This window comes from Rathayibacter sp. Leaf185 (genome assembly GCF_001423885.1).
GTDB lineage: Bacteria > Actinomycetota > Actinomycetes > Actinomycetales > Microbacteriaceae > Rathayibacter.
The window spans coordinates 297,858-321,885 of sequence record NZ_LMPP01000004.1; the positions used below are offsets into that span (position 1 = coordinate 297,858).

The window sequence follows — 24,028 nt, forward strand, 5'->3', positions numbered from 1 at the left end:
CCGCAGCCGTCAGACGGCGGAGAGGTGGGCCAGCACCTCGGCGTGGCGTCCCTCCGCCTCCGCGAAGCGCAGGAACCGCACCCGATCGACCAGCACCTCCTCGGCGTCCGGCTGCTCGGCGAGGATGCGCATCGTCTCGTCGAGGAACTCCTCGAGCGGCATCGCCGACTCGTCGTCCTGCTGGCCCAGGAGCGTCGTGCGCACGGCAGGAGGAACCAGCTCGAGGACCTGGACGCCCGAGGAGGCGAGCTGCACCCGGAGGCTCTGCGTGAACGAGTGGACCGCCGCCTTCGTGGCGTTGTACGTGGGTGTCATCGGCAGCGGTACGAAGGCGAGTCCCGACGAGACCGTCATCACCGCGCCGTCGCTCCGCTCGCTGATCAACGGCAGGAAGGCGGCGATGGTCCGGATCGTGCCCAGCAGATTCGTCTCGACGATCGACTCGGCCGTGACGACGTGCGCCGGGTCGAGCAGGTCCTCGGGCTGCATGATCCCCGCCATCGTGACGACGGCGTTCAGCTCGGGGTGCCGCGCCGCGACGGTCTCGGCGGCGGTCGAGATCGACTCCGGGTCGGCCACATCGATCAGCACCGAGGACGAACCGGGATGCGCGGCCGTGAATCCGTCCAGCAGTTCCTGGCGCCGACCGCCGACGATGACGGTGCTCCCGGCTGCGGCGAAGCGCTCGGCGAGACCGAGCCCGATGCCCGAGGTGGCTCCCGTGATCAGGATGGTGCTGCCCGTGATGTCCATGTCGTTCCTCTCGATGCGGAGTCCGGACCACTGCCCGGTGACGTCCACCTTCGTCGCGCTCTCCGGCGGCGTGAAGGGAGCCCTCATCCGGGGACCGCCGGTCCCTGGCTGAGCACTCGCCCGCGCGGGAGGATGGGGCCATGGACAGGTCAGGTCTCGCCGAGTTCCTCCGCGGTCGCCGTGAGAGGCTCAGCCCCTCCGACGTCGGGCTGCCGAGCGGACCGCGACGCCGGACCCCCGGGCTCCGACGCGAGGAGATCGCCCAGGTCGTCGGCATGTCCGTCGACTACTGGTCGCGACTGGAGCAGCGCCGAGCGCCGCAGCCCTCCGATCAGATGCTCGCTGCCGTCGCGCGCGGCCTCCGCCTGTCCGTCGACGAACGCGACCACCTCTTCCGCCTCGCCGGCCGGGAAGCGCCGCGACGGATGCGCCGGGACGAGCACATCGCCCCGGGGCTCCTGAGAGTCCTCGATCGGCTCGAGGACACGCCCGCTCTCATCCTCTCGGACCTCGGGGAGACGCTCGCCCAGAACGCCCTCGCGACGACGATCTTCGGCGCGGAGCGGTTCTCCGGCCTCTCGCGGAGCGGCGTCTACCGCTGGTTCGCGGACCCCGAGGAGGCGCGGCGGCACTATCCCGTCCGCGAGCAGGCCCGGCAGGGGCGGCTCCAGACGGCTCAGCTCCGGGTGGCCGCGTCCTCGCCCGACCCCGATCCGATGGCCGCCGACATCATCGCCGAGCTCCTCCCGATGAGCTCGGAGTTCCGCGAGCTCTGGGCGCTCCAGGAGGTGACCGCTCGGTTCGACGACCGCAAGACGCTGCTGCACCCGGAGGTCGGGGAGATCGAGGTCGACTGTCAGGCCCTCTTCACCGAGAACCAGGCCCAGGTCCTGCTGGTGCTCACCCCGCGGCCGGGTTCGCCGGCGGACGAGGCGATGCGACTGCTCGCCGTCGTCGGCGAGCAGCGGTTCACCCCCGCGGAGTGACGGGACGAGGCGTCAGGCGTGCGCCGGCGCCAGTGCGTCGATGGCGGCGCGGTACGCGTCGATCGAGCGCGCCTCGCCCGGAGCGGTGATGAAGGTGTCGCGGATCACGCCCGACTTGTCGATGAGGAAGGTCGCGCGAGTCGCGTAGCCCTTGCCCTCGAGGAACACGCCGTACTGCTTGGCGACGTCGCCGTGCGGCCAGAAGTCGGACAGCAGGGTGAAGTCGTAGCCCTGCTTCTCGCCCCAGGCGCGGAGCGTGTGCTTGGAGTCGACCGAGATGCCGATCAGCTCGACCTCGGCGTGCTCGAACAGCGCCAGGTTCTCGCGCAGGGCGCAGAACTCACCGGTGCAGGTGCCCGAGAAGGCGAGCGGGAAGAAGACGAGAGCGACGTTGCGCCGCCCGTGGAAGTCGCCGAGCTGGATGCGCTCGCCGTACTGGTTCGCGAGTTCGAAGTCGGGAGCCAGCGTGAGCTTCTCGAGAGCCATCGGTCCGATGTCCTTCCGTGCGCACGAGATTCGCGCGAGCACGAGGGGCAATGCTAGACCCGCTCGAGGCCGATACCTAAGGAGGAGGGGGATTCGGCCGCTCCGCGCGCTCGCACTGGTGCAATCCCACAGACACCTGAGCGGTTCCGTCGTGGATCGTCACAGATGCCCGGAATCGCTAGGCTGATCCAGGTGCTCGCGCGGGACCCGTCATCCGGGTCGAGAACGCGCGGATCTGCACCGCTTCATGAGAGTGATGTCTCGGGCACGATCTGCCCCCAGAGAGAGGTCGAGGGTGACTGTTAACGATCAGGACCCGTATTCCGTCGGTCACGTGGACTCGGACCCCGAGGAAACGTCGGAGTGGAACGAGTCGCTCGATGCGCTCGTCGAGGAGCGGGGGGCCGGTCGCGGACGTGACGTCATGCTCAGCCTCCTCAAGCGCTCCAAGGAGCTGCACCTCGGTGTGCCGATGGTTCCGACCACGGACTACATCAACACGATCGCGGCCGAGAACGAGCCCGAGTTCCCGGGCGACGAGGACGTCGAGCGCCGCTACCGCGCCTGGATCCGCTGGAACGCGGCCATCCTCGTGCACCGCGCGCAGCGCCCCGGCATCGGAGTGGGCGGCCACATCTCGACGTACGCGTCCAGCGCGTCGCTCTACGAGGTCGGCTTCAACCACTTCTTCCGCGGCCAGGACCACCCGGGCGGCGGCGACCAGATCTTCATCCAGGGTCACGCCTCCCCCGGCCCGTACGCACGCGCCTTCCTCGAGGGACGTCTGAGCGAGCACCAGCTCGACGGCTTCCGCCAGGAGAAGTCGCACCAGGGCGGTGGGCTCTCGAGCTATCCGCACCCGCGCCTCATGCCGGAGTTCTGGCAGTTCCCGACCGTGTCGATGGGCCTCGGTCCGATCAACGCGATCTACCAGGCGCAGGCGAACAAGTACCTCACCAACCGTGGCATCAAGGACGCCTCCGACCAGCAGGTCTGGGCGTTCCTCGGTGACGGCGAGATGGACGAGGTCGAGTCGCGCGGTCAGCTGCAGGTCGCGGCCAACGACGGGCTCGACAACCTCAACTTCATCGTCAACTGCAACCTGCAGCGCCTGGACGGGCCCGTCCGCGGCAACGGCAAGATCGTGCAGGAGCTCGAGTCGTACTTCCGCGGTGCCGGCTGGAACGTCATCAAGCTGATCTGGGGCCGCGAGTGGGACGACCTGCTCGCCCGCGACACCGAGGGCGCGCTCCTCGACCTGATGAACAAGACGCCCGACGGCGACTTCCAGACCTACAAGACGGAGGACGGCGCCTACGTCCGCGAGAACTTCTTCGGCCGCGACGAGCGCGCGAAGAAGCTGGTCGAGGACATGACCGACGAGCAGATCTGGGGCCTTCGCCGCGGTGGTCACGACTACCGCAAGATCTACGCCGCCATGAAGGCCGCGACGGAGCACAAGGGCCAGCCGACCGTCATCCTCGCCCACACCATCAAGGGCTACGGTCTCGGCCGCAGCTTCGAGGGCCGCAACGCGACCCACCAGATGAAGAAGATGACGCTCGACAACCTCAAGGGCTTCCGCGACACCATGCGGATCCCGATCACGGATGCGCAGCTCGAGGAGAACCCCTACCTCCCGCCGTACTACCACCCCGGTCAGGGCGACGAGGCGATCGAGTACATGCAGGAGCGCCGTCGTGCGCTCGGCGGCTACCTGCCCGAGCGCCGCTCCAAGTACACGCAGCTCACCCTGCCGGACGACTCCGCGTACGCGATCGGCAAGAAGGGCTCGGGAACGCAGGAGATCGCCACCACCATGGCGTTCGTCCGGATCCTCAAGGACATCCTGCGCTCGAAGGACTTCGGCAACCGCGTCGTGCCGATCATCCCCGACGAGGCCCGCACCTTCGGGATGGACGCGTTCTTCCCGAACGCGAAGATCTACAACCCCCGCGGCCAGCACTACACCTCGGTCGACCGCGAGCTCCTGCTCGCCTACAAGGAGAGCCCCCAGGGGCAGATCCTGCACGTCGGCATCAACGAGGCGGGTGCCCTGGCGGCGTTCACCGCGGTCGGCACCTCGTACTCGACTCAGGGCGAGCCGCTCATCCCGGTCTACGTCTTCTACTCGATGTTCGGGTTCCAGCGCACGGGCGATGCCATCTGGGCGGCGGGCGACATGATGTCGCGCGGCTTCATGATCGGTGCGACGGCGGGGCGCACCACGCTCACCGGCGAGGGTCTCCAGCACGCGGACGGGCACTCCCCGATCCTCGCGGCGACCAACCCGGCCGTGGTCAGCTACGACCCGGCGTACGGCTACGAGATCGCGCACATCGTGCAGAGCGGACTCGAGCGCATGTACGGCGGGAAGCACGAGGACCCGAACGTCATGTACTACATCGCGGTCTACAACGAGCCGATCGTGCAGCCCAAGGAGCCCGAGGACGTCGACGTCGAGGGCATCGTCCGCGGCATCCACCGCGTCTCCTGGGGTCAGTGGGACGGCCCGAAGGCTCAGCTTCTCGCCTCCGGAGTCGCCGTGCCGTGGGCCATCGAGGCGCAGAAGCTCCTCGCCGAGGACTGGGGCGTGTCGGCCGATGTCTGGTCCGTCACCTCGTGGAACGAGCTGCGGCGCGACGGCATCAAAGCCGAGCACCACAACTTCCTCCACCCCGAGGACGAGGCCCAGGTGCCCTACGTGACGCAGAAGCTGGCCGACGCGAAGGGTCCCTTCGTCGCCGTGTCCGACTTCTCGCACCAGGTCCCCGACCAGCTGCGGCAGTTCATCCCGGGCGACTTCGCGACGCTCGGAGCCGACGACTTCGGCTTCTCGGACACCCGTGCCGCCGCGCGCCGCTACTTCAAGATCGACGGTCCGTCGGTCGTGGTGCGCACGCTGCAGCTGCTGGCCAAGCGCGGCGAGGTCGACCCCTCGCTCGCGGTCCAGGCGATCGAGAAGTACCGACTGCTCGACGTCAACGCCGGCACCACCGGCAACGCGGGCGGCGAGAGCTGACGGACGGCTCCGTGCTCTCCCCCGACGACGCCTCGTCGGTCACGCGGGATCTGCCCTCGGAGCGCTCGGCCCCCCGGCCGGGCGCTCCGAAGACCAAGGAGCAGACCCTCGCGTGGCTGCGCACGATCGCAGGTGAACTCGCGACGCAGACCATCAAGCGCCTCGAGGACACGCTGCCCTGGTACGGCAGCATGCCTCCGGGGCGGCGGTCCTCGGTCGGGCTGGTCGCCCAGGCCGGCATCACGTCGTTCATCTCGTGGTTCGACGACCCGTCGGCGACGGCGTGGATCGCGGCCGACGTCTTCGGCGCCGCGCCGCGCGAGCTGCTGCGCTCGGTCTCACTGACCCAGACGCTGCAGCTGATCAAGGTCACCGTCGAGGTGGTCGAGGACCGCGTCAAGAACGGCGGAGTCGACCTCCGCGAGGCGATCCTGCTCTACTCCCGCGAGATCGCCTTCGCCGCGGCCGATGTCTACGCCAGGGCGGCCGAGGCCCGCGGCCTCTGGGACGCGCGGCTCGAGGCCCTCGTCGTCGACTCGATCCTCACGGGCGAGGCCGACGACGAGCTCCCGAGCCGGATCGCGGCCCTGGGCTGGCACGGGCACGGCGAGGTCGCCGTGCTCGTCGGCACCGCCCCCAAGATGCTCGACGTCGACCAGTTGCGCCGCACGGCCCGGCACATGGCAGCGGACGTGCTCATCGGCGTCCAGGGCAGCCGGCTCGTGCTGGTCATCGGCCGTGCAGAGCCGAGCGAGAGCGCCACGGAGGAGTCCGGCCCGCCGGTCGCGTTCCTCGAGATCGCGGAGGCGCTCGAGCCCGGCTTCGGGACGGGGCACCTCGTCCTCGGCCACGAGGTCCCGACGCTCGTCGAGGCCTCGCGCAGCGCCCGCGCGGCCCTCGCCGGCTTCGCGGTCGCCCGCTCCTGGCGCAACGCCCCGCGGCCGGTCAACGCCGACGATCTGCTGCCCGAGCGGGCCCTCGCCGGCGATCCGCTCGCCCGCCAGAGCCTGATCACGCAGATCTACCGCCCGCTGCAGAAGCACTCGACCGAGCTGCTGACGACGCTGTGGGCCTACCTCGACAACGGACGCTCCCTCGAGGCGACCGCGCGCGAGCTGTTCGTGCACCCGAACACGGTGCGCTACCGCCTCAAGCGCGTCGCCGAGGTGATCGGCTGGGACGCGACCGGTGCCCGCGAGGCGCTCATCCTCCAGTCGGCCCTCATCCTCGGCTCGATGAGCGACCCGGACGGTGCCGTTCGTCGCCGTCCGGCCCCGCGCAAGTAGCACCTTGTAGACCCGCCACAAGCTCTTTGTGGTTTGTCAGTACCTCAGAGCGCCCCACTCGGCGGCGCGGATCGGAAGACTGAACTCTGTGATCGTCGTCGTCGCCCCGGGTCAGGGCTCCCAGACCCCCGGATTCCTCGTGCCCTGGTTGGCCGTCCCCTCCGTCGCCGAGCAGGTCGCCGCGCACTCGGAGGCGGTGGGCATCGATCTCGCCGCCCACGGCACCGACTCGGACGCGGACACCCTCCGCGACACCGCCGTCGCCCAGCCGCTGATCGTCTCAGCCGGCCTGGTGACGCTCACCGCGCTGCTCGAAGGCGGACGCCGCGAGCGCGTCGCCGGGATCGCCGGCCACTCCGTCGGAGAGATCACGGCCGCGGCAGGAGCCGGTGTGCTCACCGAGTCCGACGCCCTCGTCTTCGTCCGCGAGCGGGCCCGCGCGATGGCCTCCGCCGCCGCCACCACGCCGACCGCCATGAGCGCCGTCCTGGGCGGTGACGAGGAGGCACTCCTCGCCCGCCTCGCCGAGCTCGGCCTCGAGCCCGCCAACTACAACGGCGGTGGCCAGATCGTCGTCGCCGGTGCTGTGGAGGCGCTCCAGGCACTCAAGGACGAGCCGGTCCCCGGCACCCGGGTCATCCCGCTGCAGGTCGCCGGTGCGTTCCACACCCGCTACATGGCGCCGGCGCGTGACGAGCTCGCCGCCGTCGCCGAGGCGATCACGCCCTCCGACCCGACGCTGCGTCTCTGGACGAACCGCGACGGCTCGGTCGTCACCTCCGGCGCCGCGTTCCTCGACCTGCTCGTCGGTCAGGTCGCCTCCCCGGTGCGCTGGGACCTCTGCATGGCGGCGTTCGCCGATGCCGGCGTCACCGGCCTCATCGAACTCGCGCCGGCGGGAGCCCTCGTCGGTCTCGCCAAGCGCGGACTCAAGGGCCTCCCGACCCTCGCGGTCAAGACCCCTGACGACCTGGGCGCCGCCCACGCCTTCATCGACGAGCACGCTGCGTAGCAGGAGAGACAGATGACCAACCCGACCCTCACCCAGTCCAGCGGCAGCGCCTACACGCGCATCCTCGGCATCGGAGCCGCGCGCGGCGATCTCGTCGTGCCCAACGACGACCTCGTCGGCCCGATCAACTCCTCCGACGAGTGGATCCGCCAGCGCACCGGCATCATCGAGCGCCGCCGCGCCTCGACCGAGGTCCAGGCCGTCGACCTCGCCACCACGGCCTCGCTCGAGGCGATCGAGAAGGCAGGCATCCGCCCGGACCAGATCGGGCTCGTCCTCGTCTCGACCATCAGCAACACGGTGCAGACCCCGTCGCTCGCGGCACTGCTGGCCGACCGCATCGGCGCGAACCCCGCTCCGGCCTACGACATCTCGGCCGCCTGCGCCGGCTACACCTACGGCATCGCCCAGGCCGACTCGTTCGTCCGCTCCGGTCTCGCCGAGTACGTGCTGGTCGTGGGCACCGAGAAGCTCTCGGACCTCGTCAAGTCGACCGACCGCAGCATCTCGTTCCTGCTCGGCGACGGCGCGGGCGCCGCAGTCGTCGGCCCGAGCGACTCCGCGGGCATCTCGAAGACCGTCTGGGGCTCCGACGGCTCCAAGTGGGACACGGTCGGCATGGACAACCCGCTGCAGGCCTACCGCGACGGCGTGGCCGAGTGGCCGACGCTGCGCCAGGACGGTCCCTCGGTCTTCCGCTGGGCGGTCTGGGAGATGGCGAAGGTCGCGAAGCAGGCGCTGGCCGAGGCGGGGATCGAGGCCTCCGATCTCGCCGCCTTCATCCCGCATCAGGCCAACATGCGGATCATCGACGAGCTCGCCAAGCAGCTGAAGCTCCCCGAGACCGTCGCCATCGGCCGCGACATCGAGACGACCGGCAACACGTCGGCCGCCTCCATCCCGCTGGCGACCCACCGCCTGCTCGAGGAGCACCCCGAGCTCAGCGGCGGCCTCGCCCTGCAGATCGGATTCGGAGCCGGACTCGTCTTCGGCGCGCAGGTCGTGGTGCTCCCGTAGGGGGCGCAGGACCACCCCTAAGCTGACCTACGGTCACGACGACAACCCGTTTCTCGACGGCTACCGCTCGACGAACACCTCATCACACCCCTCAAGGAGAGAACCATGGCACTGTCCACCGAAGAAGTCCTCGCCGGCCTGGCCGAACTGGTCAATGACGAGACCGGCATCGCGACCGATTCCGTCGAGCTGGACAAGTCGTTCACCGACGACCTCGACATCGACTCCATCTCGATGATGACCATCGTCGTCAACGCAGAGGAGAAGTTCGACGTGAAGATCCCGGACGACGAGGTCAAGAACCTCAAGACGGTCGGCGACGCGGTCACCTTCATCGTCAAGGCCTCCGCGTAGTCAGCGCTCCGCGCATCCCGTCCGCGCGGCGGACACCCCGGCCCGGGCCCCCGCCCGGCCCGGGGTGCGCCCGGCGCCCACCCGTCACGGAACAGAGAACTCGTCATGACCAAGAAGATCGTCGTCACCGGCATCGGTGCCAGCACCCCCCTGGGTGGGACCGCCCGGGAGTCCTGGGACGCACTGCTCGCCGGTGAGTCAGGAGTCCGGAGCATCGAGGCCGACTGGGTCGCCCAGCACGATCTCCCCGTCACGTTCGCCGCCCAGGCGAAGGTGCGCCCGGAGGAGGTCCTGCCGCGTCCCGAGGCCAAGCGCCTCGATCCGTCCAGTCAGTTCGCGCTGATCTCGGCGCGCGAGGCGTGGGCCGACTCGGGTCTCGCCGACGCCGATGTCGACCCGCTGCGCGTAGGAGTCGACTACTCGACCGGCATCGGCGGTCTCTGGACTCTGCTCGACGCCTGGGACACCCTCCGCGAGCGCGGACCGCGCCGCGTCCTCCCGATGACGATCCCGATGCTCATGCCCAACGCCGCAGCAGCAGCGATCAGCATGTCCATCCCCTCCCGGGCCTACGCGCGCACCGACGTCTCCGCCTGCGCCTCGAGCACCGAGGCGATCGCCAACGCCTACGAGCACCTCCAGCGCGGCCTCGCCGATGTCGTCATCGCCGGCGGCACCGAGTCGGTCGTGCACCCGCTGCCCATCGCCGCCTTCGCCGCGATGCAGGCCCTGTCGCGCCGCAACGACGACCCGGCCACCGCCTCCCGCCCCTACGACGTCACGCGCGACGGATTCGTCCTCGGCGAGGGCGCCGGCACCCTCATCCTCGAGACCGAGGAGCACGCCCTCGCCCGCGGAGCCCGCATCTACGCGGAGCTCGCCGGCGGTGCTGTGACCAGCGACTCGTACCACATCACCGCGCCCGACCCCGAGGGGTCCGCCGCCGCCCGGGCCATGATCGAGGCCCTCGAACAGGCCGGAGCAGCGCGCACCGACGTCACCCACGTCAACGCGCACGCCACCAGCACGCCCGTCGGCGACATCGCCGAGTACCGCGCCCTGGCCCGCGTCTTCGGCGACCACCTCCCGAACATCGCCGTCTCGGCCACCAAGGCCGCGACCGGCCACCTCCTCGGCGGCACCGGCGCACTCGAGGCGATCTTCACGGTGCTCGCTCTGCACGAGCGCACCGCGCCGCCGACGATCAACCTCACGGAGCAGGATCCGCAGATCCCGCTCGACGTGGTGACGAGCCCGCGCAAGCTGGGCGACGGACCGCTTGTCGCCCTCTCCAACTCGTTCGGGTTCGGTGGGCACAATGCTGTTGCCGCGTTCCGGTCGGTGTAGCGGGGCGTAGCCGCCTTACACCGACCGGAACGCGGGCGGCGCCGCTCCCTGCGCGGCGCCGGCGCGTCCGCTGTCGAGATGATTGCGGATCGCAGGGCCGGTGCGGTGCGGCGACGGTGATTCGCTGGACGCGAATCGCCGGATGCGCCTCGTGCCGCGACGGTGGTCTGCAAGCGCACCTGTCAGGGCGTGAGCTTCGCCGCGCACTTCGGCAGGGGGTGCCGCATGAGGACGCCTTCTGGAGAGGCTCACCGCGAGGCGTATCCGGCGAATCGCGTCCCAGCGAATCGCCGTCGCAGAACGCAGGACGCTCTGCGAAACACACCACCCCGACGAGCCGACTGCGCGACGCCGCGCAGGGAGCGGCGTCGAAGATGCACCGAGTGGGGTCAGCCCACTCGGTGCAGCCACACGACCGGCGCGAAGTCGCTGGAGGCGCGGAAGGGCTCGAGTTCGTCCTCCCAGGCCTGGCCGAGGGCGAGCCGGAGTTCACGGTGGAGCTCGATGGGGTCGGCGCCCGCGATCTCCATGGCCGAGCGGATCCGGTCCTCGGGGATGACCGTGTTGCCGACGCTGTCCGTCTGCGCGAAGAAGATGCCGAGTGCGGGAGTGTGCATCCAGCGTCCGCCGTCGATGCCGGGCGACGGCTCCTCGGTCACCTCGTAGCGGACGTCCTCCCAGCCCCTGAGGGCGGAGGCGATCGATGCGCCGGTTCCGGGCGGGCCCTCCCACTCGAACTCGGCGCGCTGCGTGCCGCGGAGCACGGGCTGATCGATCCACGAGAAGTTCACGGGTCGCCCGAGAGCGCGACCCGCTCCCCACTCGAGGTGGGGGCAGAGCGCGCGGGGGGCGGAGTGCACGAAGAGCACACCCCGAGTCTGTTGCGCCACCATGCTGTCCTCCGTCCGTCCCGGTGCGTCTTCCCCAACGACCCGGACCACGTGATGACTAGCGGTGCATCTCTTCGATTGAACGGTGGACGAGCCACCACGTCAGAGTATGCATCAGGCTCTCCACCTCGACAAGGCGGCTCGCCGCGCCTTCCCGCAGGGCCGCCGGATCCCCTGCCTATACTCGGGATCGTCCGTCCCTCCCCTCTGATCCGACAGGAGCTCCGTGTCGGTCCGCGACGGTCTGCTGGCTCTCCTCACACTGGGGCCGGCCTATGGTCTCCAGTTGCACGCCGAGCTGCTCGATCGCGCCGCACACCGCCGACGGGTGAACGTCGGTCAGATCTACTCGACGCTCGAGCGCCTCCGCGAGCGGGGCCTGGTCACGGGCGCCGGCTCGACCGACGACGGCCTGCCGCTGCATGCGCTGACCGAGGTCGGTCGCTCGGAGGCGATCGCCTGGCTGGCCGGCGAGGGCGCCTCCTCCGCCGAGGACTGGGACGACGTGCTCGATCGCATCCTGCTCGCCTCGAGCCTGGCGGGCGCCGACCTCGACGCCGTGCTCGACGCGTACGCCAGCGCTCCGCCCGACGCCGACATCGATCCGCTCGACGAGCATCCGCAACGTCGTGTCGCAGCCCGCGCCGCCCTGGTGCGCGAGGAGGCACTGCGGAGTCTCCTCGCCGCCGCTCGCGACGAGCTCTCGACGGGCGAGGCACGCGGCTTCGCCCTCGAGCGACCCCGCCGTGGTCGGCGTGCAGCGGCCAGAGACGAGACAGGGAGCGGTGCCGTCGCATAGTGTGGACCGCATGTCTCGCTCCCCCCTCGGCGTCCGCGCGCCCGCGCGCGCGCGTCAGCGCCTCCTGGCGGCGGGTGCGGGCACGGTCCTGGTCCTCTGCGCCGCCCTGGCCTCACCGCTGACGGCGTCCGCGGCCTACGACCCCTCCGACTACCCGTCGTGGTCGGACGTGGAGGCCGCCAAGTCGAGCGAGACCGCGACGGCGGCCGAGGTCGACCGCATCACCGCGTTCCTCGCCGACCTCCGCGACCAGGCCGCGGTGCTCACCGACGCCGCGATCACCAAGGCCTCCGAGGCCGATGCCGCCCAGAGCGCCCTGGACGAGGCGACGCAGAAGGTGACCGCTCTCGAGGAGCGTGCCGCCGCCGCCCGCGCGGACGCCGACTCCGCCAAGGAGCAGGCCGGTCGCCTCGCCGCCCAGCTGTATCGCAACGGCGGCACCGACGCGACCCTCAACCTCCTCATCGGCGGGCAGAAGGCGGATGCTCTGCTCTACCGCCTCGGCACGATGACCCAGCTCACCCAGCAGACCAGCCGGCTGCAGACCGAGGCGGAGTCGACCGAGAACCAGGCCGGAGCCCTCGCCTCCCAGGCGGAGCAGGCCCGGACCGAGCGGGAGTCTCTCGCCACCGCCGCAGCCGACGCCCTGCAGTCCGCGCAGGCCGCGCAGGCCGACGCCGACGCGAAGGTCGCCGAGCAGGAGCAGTACAGCGCGCAGCTCTACGATCAGCTCGCCTCGCTCAAGAACACGACCGCCGCACTCGAGGAGGAGTTCGCGACCGGTCAGCAGGCCAAGGCCGACTTCGAGGAGCAGGAGCGCCAGTCCCGACTCGCCGCCGAGGCCGAGGCGCGCCGGGTCGCCGCCGCCTCCGCACCGAGGGCTCCGGCGGGCTCCGCACCGGCACCCGCCCCCGCCGCACCGGCCTCCGGAGGCGGACCCCTTCAGCTCGGAAACGACGATCCGTCCGGGGCCACGAACAGCTCGGCTCAGACGATCGCCGCGCTCAGCACGTACGCGGGCCGTACCGACGGCATGTCGCCCGCGCAGGCGCAGAGCTACGCCCGCTCCGCCATGGGCAGCCACGGCTGGGGCCAGGACCAGATGGACTCCTGCCTCATCCCGCTCTGGAACGGAGAGTCGGGCTGGCGCTGGAACGCGCTGAACCGCTCCTCCGGTGCCTACGGGATCCCGCAGGCTCTCCCCGCCAGCAAGATGGCGACCTACGGATCCGACTACCAGACCAACGCGGCGACCCAGATCGACTGGGGCCTGGCCTACATCAAGAGCGTCTACGGCTCGCCGTGCACCGCCTGGTCGAAGTGGAACTCGCGCTCCCCCCACTGGTACTGAGCCGACGTGTCCCGCGACCGAGCGTCACTTCGCCTGGTCGTAGGAGTCGACGACCGCGACGGTGACCGGGAAGTCGACGTCCGAATCACCGAAGAGCGCTCGGCCCGCGCGTACCGCCGACTCGCGGACGATCTCCACGACCCGGTCGGCCTCGTTCTCGGGCGCGTGCACGATCACCTCGTCGTGCAGGAAGTAGACGAGGTGCGCGTCTGCTTCGCGCAGCCGTGCCCGCAGCTCACCCATCCAGCAGAGCGCCCACTCGGCCGCCGTCCCCTGCACCACGAAGTTGCGCGTGAAGCGCCCCCACTCGCGCGCCCGCTGGCTGCTCCGGGCGTCGACGACATCGGAGTCGAGTGCCGCGCCCGGAGGCGAGCTGCGGCCGAGCCAGGTCGACACCGGCTCCCCTCGCTCGCCCGCCCGTGCGGCCGCCTCGACGTGGGCGACGGAGCGCGGATAGGCGCGCGCGAGCCTCGGGAGCAGACGCCCGGCCTCCCCGCTCGTCGCCCCGTACATCGCGCCGAGCATCGCGACCTTGGCCCGCGGGCGGTCGGGCACGACTCCGGCGTCCACGATGCCCTGGTAGAGGTCGCGCCCCCGCCCGGCCGCCGCCATCGCGGAGTCGCCCGACAGCGCCGCGAGGATCCGCGGCTCGAGCTGTGCGGCATCGGCCACGACGAGCTTCCAACCGGGATCGGCGACCACCGCGGCCCGGATCTGGCGCGGCAGCTGCAGTGCTCCTCCGCCCGACGTCGCCCAGCGGCCGGTGACCACGCCGCCCACCACGTACTCGGGGCGGAAGCGCCCGCCGTGGACCCACGCGTCGAGCCAGGCCCAGCCGTTGGCGGTCAGCAGCCGCGAGAGCTTCTTGTACTCCAGCAGCGGCGGGATCACCGGGTGCTCGATCGACTGCAGCTCCCAGGAGCGGGTCGACTCGACCGCCAGCCCGCCGCGTCGCAGCGCCCGGATCAGGTCGGCAGGTGAGTCGGGGTTCAGGTCGGGGGCATCGAGCTCGGCGCGGATCCGGTCGGCCAGCGCCTCGAGGCGCTCGGGTCGCCCACCGAAGTACGGCCTCGGCCCGAGCGCCTCGGTGAGCACCCTGTCGTGGACATCGGCGCGCCAGGGCAGACCCGCGGCGGCGATCTCGCGCGCGATGAGGGCACCGACCGACTCGGCCGCGAGCAGGAGCCGCAGCCGCCCGGATCCGGCCGCGCTCGCGAGCGCCGTCTCCTGGCGCGCGAGCTCCTCGAGCGGGTCGAGCGCGCCCTCCTCGCCCGACGCCTCCTCGAAGCCCAGCAGCGTGTCGCCGGAGGCGGGTGCGGCGGCCCCGGCGTCCCACGCGTCGCCGGGCGCGCGCGCGAGCTCCGATCCCGCGGTGGCGACGGACCGGCGCAGGATCGCCCGCGCCAGCCGCAGATCGTGGCAGCGCGCGACACGGACGCCGGCGTCGAGCAGTGCGGGATACCAGCGGGCGGTGTCGTCCCACACCCACCGCGGTCGCTCCCGCTCACGCGAGCGCACGAGATCGGCGAGCTCGCGCGGGCCGCGACCCGCCGCCGCCGTCTCACCGGAGTCGACCGAGAGGACTCGCCAGTCCCCGGTGGGACCGCCGGCGAGCGCGAGGAGCATCCGATCATTCTCCTCCGCCGAGCGCACGTGCGCTCCCGACTCGACCCTGGTCATGTGGACGCCGTCGGCGACGGCGGGTAGCCCGGGAACGGCTTCTCCTGCGCGGTCAGCGGCTGCCGCTTCCACAGCGCCTCGGCGATCATCTCCATCGACGGCGAGTAGCCGACGAGCTCGCGCCTGCTCGGCTCGGCCGACCAGGTGACCGCCCTGAACCAGGCCTCGCGGTAGGGACCCGTCTCGATCCGCCGGATGAGACCGATGCGCCCCGTGCGCATCGCATCGACCATCACCCACTCGTCGGGGCCGCTGCTGCGCAGCATCTGGAGGGGACTCCACTCGATCATCGCGCCTCCTGCCCTGCTCGATCCGCGGCCGTGGCGAGCACGGGCGCCGCGGCGTACACTCGCAGACTATCGAACACATGTTCGAACGACCAACCGGTGCGGCGGGTCGCGCCAAGGGGAACGGAGACCGGCGATGGCGGTGATCGAGGAGACGGCGGTGGTGTCGACCGACGACGACGGCGTGCCGGTCGCACTGGAATGGCGGGGCGGTCGCTACCGGGTCACGGACAGGCCGACGGTGTGGACCTGCACGAGCGAGTGGTGGGCGCCACTCGAGGGCTTCCCGCCGACCTTCGGAGACGCGCCCGTCAGCATCGGCGGGTGGCGCTTCCAGGCGACCGATCTCGAGACCGGCGGAGCCTTCGTGCTCGACGTGGTCGCGTCGACGGATCCGTGCTGGAGCGTCGTGCGGATCTACCAGTGACGAAGGGCCCTGCGAGCGTTGGCCCGGCGACCTGTACCGCCTACTTGTCGGACCAGGGCGCCTTCGTCATGGCGATCAGGGCGGCGGTGCCGGAGACGAGGCCGACACCGGCGATAGCGGCCACGACGAGCCAGAGCACGAGTTCCATACGACGAGTCTACCGAGCGCGTCGAGCCCTCATTCCATACCCCGGCTCTGCAATAGCGTGGGGGGAATGACCGAAGCCCCCACCCGCGCGAGTGTCGGACTGCGCTCCGAGCGCGGCCCGATCCTCCTGGCACTGATGATCTCGACCGCCCTGGTCGCCCTCGATGCCACGATCCTCGCGACCGCCGTCCCGTCGATCGTGAAGGATCTGGGCGGCTTCGAGCAGTTCCCGTGGCTGTTCTCGGTCTACCTGCTCGCGCAGGCCGTCTCGGTCCCCCTCTACGGCAAGCTCGCCGACGTGGTCGGGCGGAAGCCGATCATGCTGATCGGGATCGGCCTGTTCCTCCTCGGGTCGCTGCTGTGCGGGCTCGCCTGGAGCATGCCCGCCCTCATCGCGTTCCGCGCCCTCCAGGGCCTGGGAGCCGGGGCGATCCAGCCGATGGGCATCACGATCGCCGGAGACATCTACACGGTCGCGGAGCGCGCGAAGACCCAGGGCTACCTCGCCAGCGTCTGGGGCATCTCCTCCGTCGTCGGCCCGACCCTCGGCGGCGTGCTCTCCGACCTCGGCGCCTGGCGCGGGATCTTCCTCGTGAACATCCCGCTCTGCCTCCTCGCGGCGTTCCTCCTCGTCCGCAACTTCCGCGAGACGACCCGCGGCGAGCGTCAGCCGATCGACCTGGCCGGCGCGTCCGTCCTCGCGGTCGGCACCGCCCTGCTGATCCTCGGGCTCCTCGAGGGCGGCAGCGCCTGGCCGTGGCTCTCCCCCGTCGGCATCGGCGTCTTCGTGCTCTCGGCCGCGGCGTTCGCGGTCTTCGTCGCGATCGAACGGCGGGCGGCGGCTCCGGTGCTGCCGCTCTGGGTGCTGACGCGCCGCATCCTGATCTCGACGAGTCTGGTCTCGGTGTGCGTCGGCGCGATCACCCTCGGCATCACCTCGTACTTCCCGACCTTCGCGCAGGGCGTCCTCGGCAGCTCGGCCCTCGGTGCCGGCTTCGCCGTCGCGGCGATGACGCTGGGCTGGCCGGTCGCGGCGAGCCTCTCGGGCCGGCTCTACCTCCGGATCGGCTTCCGCACCACAGGTTTCATCGGGGCGACGCTGGTCGTGATCGGGGCGGCGCTGACCATCCTGCTCGGGCCGTCCTCCACGCTGTGGGAGATCGCGGGCTTCTGCGTGATCATCGGCGCCGGAATGGGGCTGGTGGCGACTCCGACGCTCATCCGCGCTCAGTCGAGCGTCGAGTGGAACGAGCGCGGTGTCGTCTCGTCGACCAACTTCTTCGCCCGCAACATCGGCAGCGCGATCGCGGTTGCCGTCTTCGGCGCGATCGTCAACTCCGCCACCGGAGACGGGACACCCGCCGCTGCCGACCTCGCGGCGGGCACTCGTTCGGTCTGCGTCGCGCTGACGATCCTCGCCCTCGGCATGCTCGCCGCGGTCTGGGCGATGCCGAAGGAGCAGCGTCAGTCCGCTTAGGGGCGCCTGGACGCCGCGAGGGCTCGCAGCCGGTCGATCCGGTTCCGGCGGACCCGGTGGGTCCAGCGCTGCACCGGCGCTCCGAGCCCGCGGTGGCGGCGGAGCGTGTGCAGCGCGCGGTCGAGGCGACGGAGCATGTCCGCCGGCGCTCCGAACGGCCGTGCCGAGATGCCGACGACGAGGTGGCGATCGAGCACGATGCGGTGCCGGAGGCCGAGATGCACGCTGATCTCGACGTCATCGTGCACGTACGGGTCGTCGCGGTGCATCTCGCCGGCGATCTCGTCCCACGACGAGCGGCGGATCGCGCAGTTCGAGCCGAACAGGGGCCAGTTCGCGAGGGCCGAGCCCATCAGGACGAAGTAGGCGTCCATGTAGACCACCCGCGCCACGACCTGGGCCACCGGTCCGAGCTCGAGGAACCGGCCGGGGCCGGTGACCGCGCCGACCGTCGGATCCGCGAAGTGGCCGGCGAGGCGCGCGATCCAGTCGGGCCCGGGCTGCGAGTCGGCGTCGAGACGAGCGAGCACCGCCCCGCGGGCGACGTCGAAGCCGTGCGCCGTGCTCGCCGGGATGCCCGCGCCGTCGTGCACCACGACTCGGGCGCCGGCCGCGCGGGCGATCTCGGCGCTGTCGTCCGTGCTGCCGTCGTCGACGACGACGATCTCGAAGGGGGCGAGCGTCTGCTCGTCGAGCAGGGCGAGCAGTCGCTCGAGATGCGGGGCGTCGTCCTTGACGGGGACGACGACCGAGATACGCCGGTGATCCATCCGCTCAGTCAACGCGATCGGGGCGTCGGCGGAGGCATCCGCCACGCGGTTCCACGGCTCCGGTCCGCAGGTGGCCGTCCGGGCTGAGGGTGCCGACCCGATCGCCCGCCCGTGGCGTGTGCGCGGCGGGTATTCTCGAAGAGGAGCTCCGGCGGGCGGAGCCGGGATCGGGATGCAGGTGACGCGCGTGTGGTTCCGCCGTCGACGCCGGTTCAAGATGGAGCCGTTCGACCCCGATGAGAATCCCGTCCGCGACCCGGTCTCGGTCGAGGAGGCCGCGGAGGAGGGCCTGATGCTCGCGCAGTACGCGAGCAGGATGGCCGTGAAGAACCGCGTGCTGATGGACGGCCTCACCGCCGATGTGCCCTTCGATGTCGGCCACTACTCCGTCATCGCGGCGGCTGAACTCGAGAAGCTGGCCGGCGAGTCGGAGGCGGCCGCGCAGCGCGTTCGCACCATCGCGGCCGACGTCACCTACGTGGAGGGCCGCTCCGACCACGTGCACGACTACCGATCGGCCGACATCGACAACCTCGACCACCGCGAGAAGCTGTCGCTCGCCGTCGCCGACGCGCTCCGCGAACGGGCCCGCGACGAGGAGTACCTCGCGGCGCTGGTCGACGACGCCCGCCTCGACGCCTGGCGTGAGCTCGCTCAGTCGATCGAGGAGACGCTCGACCGCGCACCGCGGATCGACGCCGACGACGAGGACTACCGCCGCGACCGCTCCGTGCGGATGGCACTCGTCATCGTCGACGATCTCGCCCGGCTCGCCGAGGAGCGCGGAGTCCCGCTCGAGGGCTGAGCGTCAGGCCCAGCCGGCCCGGAACGACTCCGTGGCCTCGGCCGAGCGCTCTCGGACGGCCTCGAGCAGCTCCTCCATCGACGTGCTGCGGAGGAACGCCAGCCGGTCGATCTCAGTGACCGGCGCGACGCCGGCGAGCTGCCACGCGTGCGCGGCCGGATCCTCGGCGAGCTCCACGACGGCTCCGTAGCGCTGCTCGACGAACTCGCTGGCGACAGCGAGTGCCATGCGCACGGCCGACTCGGCCTCCTGCAGCTTCCCGTCGAGACTCGAGCTCCACTCGAGAGGGTCGAGGTGCCGCACCTCGGCCTTCGGGTACGGGTCGTCCTCGTACCAGCGGACGACCTCGAAGCGGTCCTGCCCCACCGAGTCCAGGGTGACGAACGCCTCCGCGCCGTCGATGTTCAGGATGCGCGCGACGGTGCCGACGGTGAACCGCTGATCGCCGCCGCCGACCTCCTGCCCGCGCTCGATCAGAACGACGCCGAAGGAGGGACTGTCGTCCTCGAGGACGTCGCCGAGCATCCGCAGGTACCGCGGCTCGAACAGCCGGAGCGGGAGCGGCATGTGCGGCAGGAGCACGGAGCCGAGCGGGAACATCGGGAGATCAGGCACGGGATCAGGCAATCACGTCCGGCGATGAGCGGCCAGTACGGGCATCGGGGCGACGGACGTGCTAGCGATCAGCTGCTCCGCTTCGTGGAGCCGCCCAGGACGACCGCGATCAGCTCCTCGGCGTCGGCGAGGTACCCCGCCAGCTCGCCCTCGTCCCGCGCCGCGGCGAGCTCGCCGACGGTCGGCGACACGTAGACACCGTCGACCGGGTCCTTCACGAGGACGCCGCCGCGGGCCAGTGCGACAGCGGTCGCCTCATCGAGGGCCCAGGCATTGACGCCCGCCGTCTGCACTGTGTCGTCGTCGCCTCGCCGACGCCCGCCGCCGCGGCGGATCGGTGCGGGAGCGACCGCGCGGACGGGCAGCGGGGCGACCTTCAGCTCGCCGCGATTGACGGCGCGGGTCACGGCATCCGACAGCGATGCCTTCGCCAGTGCGTGCAGCGTCGCCGCGAGCTCCATACGGTCCATCGGTGATCCTCCGTCGTCCGTCACGGCCGAGCGGAGCGGCACCGGACGAACAGCTGCCGACCACCGCGAAGCCGTCCTGCAGTGCGAGCGAACGCGACGTCGCATCCGCGTCCAGCGTAGGGAGGAGGGGCGATCCGCCGCGCCCCCCGTAGAGGCCCCAGCGCGCCTGCGTGGATCACCAGGATCGCGCTCTCCCGCTCGCACCTGCTGTTAACCCTCCCCGTGCATGATTCTCCGGTGGCTACCGAAGTGAACCTCGACGAGATCGTGTCCGAAGTGTCCGCGCGCCTGAAGGGCCGCTTCCCCGACCGCCCCGCGGCCGAGGTCGAGTCGGTCGTGCGCGCCGAGCTCGACTCCCTCGCCGACCGCCCCGTGCAGGACTACCTCTCGGTGCTGACCGAGCGCGCGGCCAAGTCACGCCTGAAGAAGTCGCGCCGCGACGCCTGACCGCGCCCGAGTCTCGCCACCCTCCAGGAGTTGTCGTACTCGGCATCCGACTACGACAACTATTGCGTTCTCGATCCGCTGATGAGCGCGTTCGGCGGGCGTCGACACTTCCTGGCGCAGGTCGGGTATGACGAACGCCGCACGCTGTTCATCGGTCTCCCGCGCGGCGGACCGCTCGACGTGCTGGCGATCGTCCTCGACATCACCAGCTCGGTGAAGGGTTCCGCCGCGGAGGCGTCGGCGTCGGCCACTCCGCCGTCGGCCTCGTGCTCGGTGGCCTCATGTTCCTGATGATCGTCGCCGGGGCCGTCACGATCTGACGCTCGGAGGCTTCGGCGAGGCACCGGATTCCCGTCGAGACGCCGCAGCGAGCGAGGCGTCTCGCTGCGCAGCACGGCGTCTCGACTCCTGGAAGTAGGGCGTACGGGACTTGAACCCGTGACCGACGGATTATGAGTCCGCTGCTCTGACCAGCTGAGCTAACGCCCCGCGGCGACGCGCGAGGCGGGATCCCTCAGGATCGGCCGGCCGGTGCGGACGCTGCGTCGGAGGCCGGATCGGCCACCGGCTCCCCACGATACAGGCTCTCGAATGTGCTGATCGTGCGGTTGATGTCGTGCGCCGCGACGATGCGGAGGGAGGCGCGCTTCATGGCCTCGAAGGCGTCGGGTGCGGCCGTGAGGACGTCGGTGAGGCGGTCGGCCAGGGCCTGCGCGTCGCCCGGCGCGAAGAGGAAGCCGTTCTCGCCGTCGTGGACGAGGTGCGGGAGGGCCATCGCGTCGGCGGCGACGACGGGCAGGGCCGAGGCCATCGCCTCCATCGTCGCGATGCTCTGCAGCTCGGCGATCGACGGCATCGCGAAGACGGAGGCGCGGGTGTACGCCTCCTTGAGCTCGGCGTCGTCGACGTAGCCGGTGAAGCGGACGCGATCGGCGATGCCGAGGGTGGTCGCGAGCTGCTGCAGGTTGCGCATCTGATCGCCTCCGCCCACGATCTCGAGCTTCGCGTCGAGCGAGGGATCGAGCAGCGAGACGGCCCGCAGGAGGACGTCGATGTGCTTCTCGCCGGTGACGCGGCCGACGAACAGGATGCTGTTGCCTGGGCGCGTCGTGAAGTCGGGGGTGTAGTTGTCGGCGTCGATGCCGCATGAGATCGCCTGGACGTCCTTGAGTCCGGTGAACTTCTCGAGGAACTGGGCCGCCTTGCGTGTCGGCGTGGTGACCGCCTCCGCACGGCCGAAGGTGCGGCTCGCGGCCCGCCACGCCATCTGGATGGCCTTGGCCTGCACGGACGTGGGCAGCAGTGTGAACTCGAGCAGGTTCTCGGGCATGAAGTGGTTCGTCCCGATGATGCGGATCCCACGGTCCTCCGCGGCGATGCTGAGACCGCGACCCACGATCATGTGCGACTGGAAGTGCACGACATCGGGCTTCACCTCGTCGAGGATCCGCGCGCTGTTCTGGCGGATGCGGAACGGGATGGCGAAGCGCAGCCAGTCGTGCGGGTACCAGCGGAGACTGAAGAGGCGGTGCACGACGATCCGCTGACCCTCGTGCGTCTCGACCCGGGTGCCGCTCCAGCCGTCGGCGGACGGGGCGACGACGTGGACCTCGTGACCGCGCTGCGCCAGACCCGCCGCGAGCCGCTCGGCGAACTTGGCGGCCCCGTTGACGTTCGGCGCGAACGTGTCGCAGCCGATGACGACGGTCAGTCGCTTCGCCTCGGCGTGCTCGGGCGCCTCGGGACGTGCTGCGTCGAGGGGGTCTGACACGGGGTGGTTCCTAACGGGGTCGTGTCGCTCCAGCGGCAGAGAAGAGGAGCGATCGGCTTCTGGTCGGTGTCGTGGCGTCGAGGCGATGGGGCCCAGTGTACCGACGGGGTTCCGCGGATCCGCGGATTGCGGCCACGGGAGGCGTCCCGCGTCGCCTCCGCCTCAGTGCGCCTGCGGGTGGTGCTTGGCGAGCAGGAACACGCCCCAGATCGCGACGACACCGGCGGCGATGAAGAGCGGGATCGCGTAGGGAGCCGCGTACTGCGCCTCCCCCAGGACGACGATGCCGATCGCGACGGCGACGAGCGGATCGACGACCGTGAGTCCCGCGACGACGAGGTCGGGCGGACCCGACGAGTACGCGTTCTGCACGAAGTAGCCGCCGAGCGCGGTGGCGGCGAGCAGCGCGACGACGCAGACCACGGTGAGCGGGTCGAACTCGCCGAACTTGATGCGGTTGAGCACCACCTTGGCGAGCGTCGCCACGAATCCGTAGACGACTCCGGCGCCGAGGATGTAGAAGATCGCCTTCGCACCCTTGCGGAACACCCGGAACGCGATGACGAAGACCGTGAGGACGACGGCGAGGATCACGAGGATCGTGATGAGCTGCGAGGTCTGGATCGGCTTGTCGACCGCGTTGAAGGCGGCGACGAGGACGAAGGCGCCGACGCCTCCGACGCACAGCACGATCGCCCGGATCGACGCCTTGTTGAGACGCACCCTGCTGACGCGCGCGTTGACGACAGCCGTGATGACGAGCGCGACGGCGCCGAGCGGCTGCACGACGATGAGCGGCGAGAAACCGAGGCTGGTGAGCTGGAAGACGATCGCGAGAGCGAGCATCAGGGTGCCGATGACCCACGAGGGGCGCGAGAGGAGCGCGAAGAGCTGCCCGCCGCTGAGTCCGGAGGATCCCGAGCGCTTCGAGAACCGCTCGACCTTGACGACTCCGCGGTGCTGGAACTGCGCACCGAGAGAGAGGAACACCGCGCCGACGAGGGCGATCGGGATGCCGATGAACTGCGCCGGGTCGAGCGTGAACTGCTCGGTCAGGTCGACGATGGCAGAAGGCATGGCTTCGACCCTACCCAGATTCGATCAGGGGATCCTCCGACGCACGGGTGACCGGGGAAGACCACGGGATGACGCTCAGGACGGCCTGCGCGGGGCACCGCGATACCCTGATCCTCATGGCCGTCCTCCCCATCCGCATCGCCGGCGACCCCGTCCTGCACTCCCCCGCCGCCCCTGTCACCGAGTTCGACGACTCGCTCCGGACCCTGGTCGCGGACATGTTCGAGACCATGGACACCGCCCCCGGAGTCGGGCTCGCCGGCCCGCAGGTCGGGGTGCCTCTGCGGCTCTTCGTCTACGACTACGCGGCCGACGACGGCACACCCCGCCGCGGAGTCGCGATCAACCCCGAGCTCTTCATCACGCCCACGCCGCTCGGCGAGGCTGACGAGGACAGTGAGGCGGAGGGCTGCCTGTCGTTCCCGGGCGAGAGGTTCCCGTTGCGGCGCTCCGAGCGCGCGATCCTGCGAGCAGTCGACCTCGACGGGAAGCCGTTCGAGATCGAGGCGGAGGGCTGGTTCGCGCGCGTGTTCCAGCACGAGTTCGACCACCTCGACGGAGTGCTCTACACCGACCGACTCGAGCACGACTATCAGAAGCCCGTGGCGAAGATCACGCGCAAGCGCGGCTGGGGTGTGCCCGGTCAGTCGTGGCTGCCGGGGGTCGAGCACCTGGAGGACTGAGGTCGAGGCGCGGGGCCGCCGTCGGGATTGATCGCGCTACTCGGCCAGGGGCGGGCGGCAACGGGTCGG

25 protein-coding genes and 1 tRNA gene are annotated in these 24,028 nt (G+C 70.8%); 15 read left to right on the plus strand and 11 right to left on the minus strand.

Annotated features, from left to right (window positions below):
- Nucleotides 1–9: 9 nt before the first annotated feature.
- Nucleotides 10–840, minus strand: coding sequence for an SDR family oxidoreductase (locus ASG06_RS15615; protein ID WP_442965614.1), 831 nt, complete (start codon nucleotides 838–840; stop codon nucleotides 10–12).
- Between the two features lie 53 nt (nucleotides 841–893).
- Here ASG06_RS15615 and ASG06_RS15620 point away from each other — a divergent pair, with 53 nt between their 5' ends.
- Complete coding sequence (locus ASG06_RS15620; RefSeq protein WP_056044221.1) at nucleotides 894–1,739, plus strand: helix-turn-helix transcriptional regulator; 846 nt, start codon at nucleotides 894–896, stop codon at nucleotides 1,737–1,739.
- Nucleotides 1,740–1,751: 12 nt separating this feature from the next.
- On the opposite strand, the gene ASG06_RS15625 is transcribed toward ASG06_RS15620, so the two are convergent.
- Nucleotides 1,752–2,225 (minus strand): peroxiredoxin, encoded by a 474-nt coding sequence (locus ASG06_RS15625; protein WP_056044223.1) that lies wholly within the window; start codon nucleotides 2,223–2,225, stop codon nucleotides 1,752–1,754.
- 295 nt (nucleotides 2,226–2,520) lie between these two features.
- Here ASG06_RS15625 and aceE point away from each other — a divergent pair, with 295 nt between their 5' ends.
- From aceE to fabF, 6 genes are all read left to right on the plus strand, one after another.
- Entirely contained in the window at nucleotides 2,521–5,247 is a 2,727-nt protein-coding gene (gene aceE, locus ASG06_RS15630) for a pyruvate dehydrogenase (acetyl-transferring), homodimeric type (RefSeq protein ID WP_056044225.1), read from the plus strand.
- A 116-nt stretch (nucleotides 5,248–5,363) separates the two neighbouring features.
- The gene (locus tag ASG06_RS15635) at nucleotides 5,364–6,533 is read left to right on the plus strand and encodes a PucR family transcriptional regulator (RefSeq protein WP_442965616.1); all 1,170 of its coding nucleotides are present in this window, start codon (nucleotides 5,364–5,366) and stop codon (nucleotides 6,531–6,533) included.
- Between the two features lie 88 nt (nucleotides 6,534–6,621).
- Entirely contained in the window at nucleotides 6,622–7,545 is a 924-nt protein-coding gene (locus tag ASG06_RS15640; RefSeq protein ID WP_056044227.1) for an ACP S-malonyltransferase, read from the plus strand.
- A gap of 12 nt (nucleotides 7,546–7,557) precedes the next feature.
- Entirely contained in the window at nucleotides 7,558–8,562 is a 1,005-nt protein-coding gene (locus ASG06_RS15645) for a beta-ketoacyl-ACP synthase III (protein ID WP_056044229.1), read from the plus strand.
- A gap of 105 nt (nucleotides 8,563–8,667) precedes the next feature.
- Nucleotides 8,668–8,916, plus strand: coding sequence for an acyl carrier protein (locus tag ASG06_RS15650; protein ID WP_056044231.1), 249 nt, complete (start codon nucleotides 8,668–8,670; stop codon nucleotides 8,914–8,916).
- A 105-nt stretch (nucleotides 8,917–9,021) separates the two neighbouring features.
- On the plus strand, nucleotides 9,022–10,263 hold the full coding sequence (gene fabF, locus ASG06_RS15655; RefSeq protein ID WP_056044234.1) for a beta-ketoacyl-ACP synthase II: 1,242 nt from the start codon (nucleotides 9,022–9,024) through the stop codon (nucleotides 10,261–10,263).
- Between the two features lie 389 nt (nucleotides 10,264–10,652).
- Here fabF and ASG06_RS15660 read toward each other — a convergent pair whose 3' ends face one another.
- Complete coding sequence (locus ASG06_RS15660; protein WP_056044236.1) at nucleotides 10,653–11,156, minus strand: DUF3145 domain-containing protein; 504 nt, start codon at nucleotides 11,154–11,156, stop codon at nucleotides 10,653–10,655.
- A gap of 223 nt (nucleotides 11,157–11,379) precedes the next feature.
- Between ASG06_RS15660 and ASG06_RS15665 the strand changes: the two genes are divergently transcribed.
- Both ASG06_RS15665 and ASG06_RS15670 read left to right on the plus strand, forming a co-directional pair.
- Complete coding sequence (locus tag ASG06_RS15665; RefSeq protein WP_056044239.1) at nucleotides 11,380–11,952, plus strand: PadR family transcriptional regulator; 573 nt, start codon at nucleotides 11,380–11,382, stop codon at nucleotides 11,950–11,952.
- Between the two features lie 10 nt (nucleotides 11,953–11,962).
- Nucleotides 11,963–13,303, plus strand: a complete 1,341-nt coding sequence (locus ASG06_RS15670) for a hypothetical protein (protein ID WP_156466008.1) — start codon at nucleotides 11,963–11,965, stop codon at nucleotides 13,301–13,303.
- A 24-nt stretch (nucleotides 13,304–13,327) separates the two neighbouring features.
- Here ASG06_RS15670 and ASG06_RS15675 read toward each other — a convergent pair whose 3' ends face one another.
- Nucleotides 13,328–14,929 carry a bifunctional 3'-5' exonuclease/DNA polymerase gene (locus tag ASG06_RS15675; RefSeq protein WP_056044621.1) on the minus strand — a complete coding sequence of 534 codons (1,602 nt, stop codon included), beginning with the start codon at nucleotides 14,927–14,929 and terminating at the stop codon, nucleotides 13,328–13,330.
- Between the two features lie 50 nt (nucleotides 14,930–14,979).
- On the minus strand, nucleotides 14,980–15,273 hold the full coding sequence (locus tag ASG06_RS15680) for a hypothetical protein (protein ID WP_056044242.1): 294 nt from the start codon (nucleotides 15,271–15,273) through the stop codon (nucleotides 14,980–14,982).
- Between the two features lie 133 nt (nucleotides 15,274–15,406).
- On the opposite strand from ASG06_RS15680, the gene ASG06_RS15685 reads away from it, so the two are divergent.
- Both ASG06_RS15685 and ASG06_RS15690 read left to right on the plus strand, forming a co-directional pair.
- The gene (locus tag ASG06_RS15685) at nucleotides 15,407–15,697 is read left to right on the plus strand and encodes a hypothetical protein (RefSeq protein ID WP_056044244.1); all 291 of its coding nucleotides are present in this window, start codon (nucleotides 15,407–15,409) and stop codon (nucleotides 15,695–15,697) included.
- Nucleotides 15,698–15,911: 214 nt separating this feature from the next.
- Entirely contained in the window at nucleotides 15,912–17,321 is a 1,410-nt protein-coding gene (locus ASG06_RS15690) for an MDR family MFS transporter (protein WP_056044247.1), read from the plus strand.
- Here the strand turns inward: ASG06_RS15690 and ASG06_RS15695 are convergent.
- A complete protein-coding gene (locus ASG06_RS15695; protein ID WP_056044623.1) occupies nucleotides 17,318–18,091 on the minus strand; it encodes a glycosyltransferase in 774 nt (257 codons plus the stop codon). The two genes, ASG06_RS15690 and ASG06_RS15695, sit on opposite strands and share 4 nt — an antisense overlap.
- Nucleotides 18,092–18,263: 172 nt before the next feature.
- Between ASG06_RS15695 and ASG06_RS15700 the strand changes: the two genes are divergently transcribed.
- The gene (locus ASG06_RS15700; RefSeq protein WP_056044250.1) at nucleotides 18,264–18,896 is read left to right on the plus strand and encodes a hypothetical protein; all 633 of its coding nucleotides are present in this window, start codon (nucleotides 18,264–18,266) and stop codon (nucleotides 18,894–18,896) included.
- A 3-nt stretch (nucleotides 18,897–18,899) separates the two neighbouring features.
- Here the strand turns inward: ASG06_RS15700 and ASG06_RS15705 are convergent, their stop codons facing one another.
- Nucleotides 18,900–19,511 carry an LON peptidase substrate-binding domain-containing protein gene (locus ASG06_RS15705; protein ID WP_197409436.1) on the minus strand — a complete coding sequence of 204 codons (612 nt, stop codon included), beginning with the start codon at nucleotides 19,509–19,511 and terminating at the stop codon, nucleotides 18,900–18,902.
- Between the two features lie 68 nt (nucleotides 19,512–19,579).
- Nucleotides 19,580–19,981 carry a hypothetical protein gene (locus ASG06_RS15710; RefSeq protein ID WP_156466009.1) on the minus strand — a complete coding sequence of 134 codons (402 nt, stop codon included), beginning with the start codon at nucleotides 19,979–19,981 and terminating at the stop codon, nucleotides 19,580–19,582.
- A gap of 237 nt (nucleotides 19,982–20,218) precedes the next feature.
- Between ASG06_RS15710 and ASG06_RS15715 the strand changes: the two genes are divergently transcribed.
- Nucleotides 20,219–20,428 (plus strand): three-helix bundle dimerization domain-containing protein, encoded by a 210-nt coding sequence (locus tag ASG06_RS15715; RefSeq protein ID WP_156466010.1) that lies wholly within the window; start codon nucleotides 20,219–20,221, stop codon nucleotides 20,426–20,428.
- 30 nt (nucleotides 20,429–20,458) lie between these two features.
- Nucleotides 20,459–20,719: a hypothetical protein gene (locus ASG06_RS15720; RefSeq protein WP_156466011.1), complete on the plus strand. Its 261-nt coding sequence runs from the start codon at nucleotides 20,459–20,461 to the stop codon at nucleotides 20,717–20,719.
- A gap of 124 nt (nucleotides 20,720–20,843) precedes the next feature.
- Here ASG06_RS15720 and ASG06_RS15725 read toward each other — a convergent pair.
- The 3 genes from ASG06_RS15725 to ASG06_RS15735 form a co-directional block, all read right to left on the minus strand.
- Nucleotides 20,844–20,917: transfer RNA gene (locus ASG06_RS15725), tRNA-Ile, on the minus strand.
- A 25-nt stretch (nucleotides 20,918–20,942) separates the two neighbouring features.
- A complete protein-coding gene (locus ASG06_RS15730; RefSeq protein ID WP_056044260.1) occupies nucleotides 20,943–22,199 on the minus strand; it encodes a glycosyltransferase in 1,257 nt (418 codons plus the stop codon).
- Between the two features lie 162 nt (nucleotides 22,200–22,361).
- Nucleotides 22,362–23,276: a DMT family transporter gene (locus tag ASG06_RS15735; protein ID WP_056044263.1), complete on the minus strand. Its 915-nt coding sequence runs from the start codon at nucleotides 23,274–23,276 to the stop codon at nucleotides 22,362–22,364.
- Nucleotides 23,277–23,392: 116 nt separating this feature from the next.
- Between ASG06_RS15735 and def the strand changes: the two genes are divergently transcribed.
- On the plus strand, nucleotides 23,393–23,959 hold the full coding sequence (gene def / locus ASG06_RS15740; RefSeq protein WP_056044625.1) for a peptide deformylase: 567 nt from the start codon (nucleotides 23,393–23,395) through the stop codon (nucleotides 23,957–23,959).
- Nucleotides 23,960–24,028: the final 69 nt, after the last annotated feature.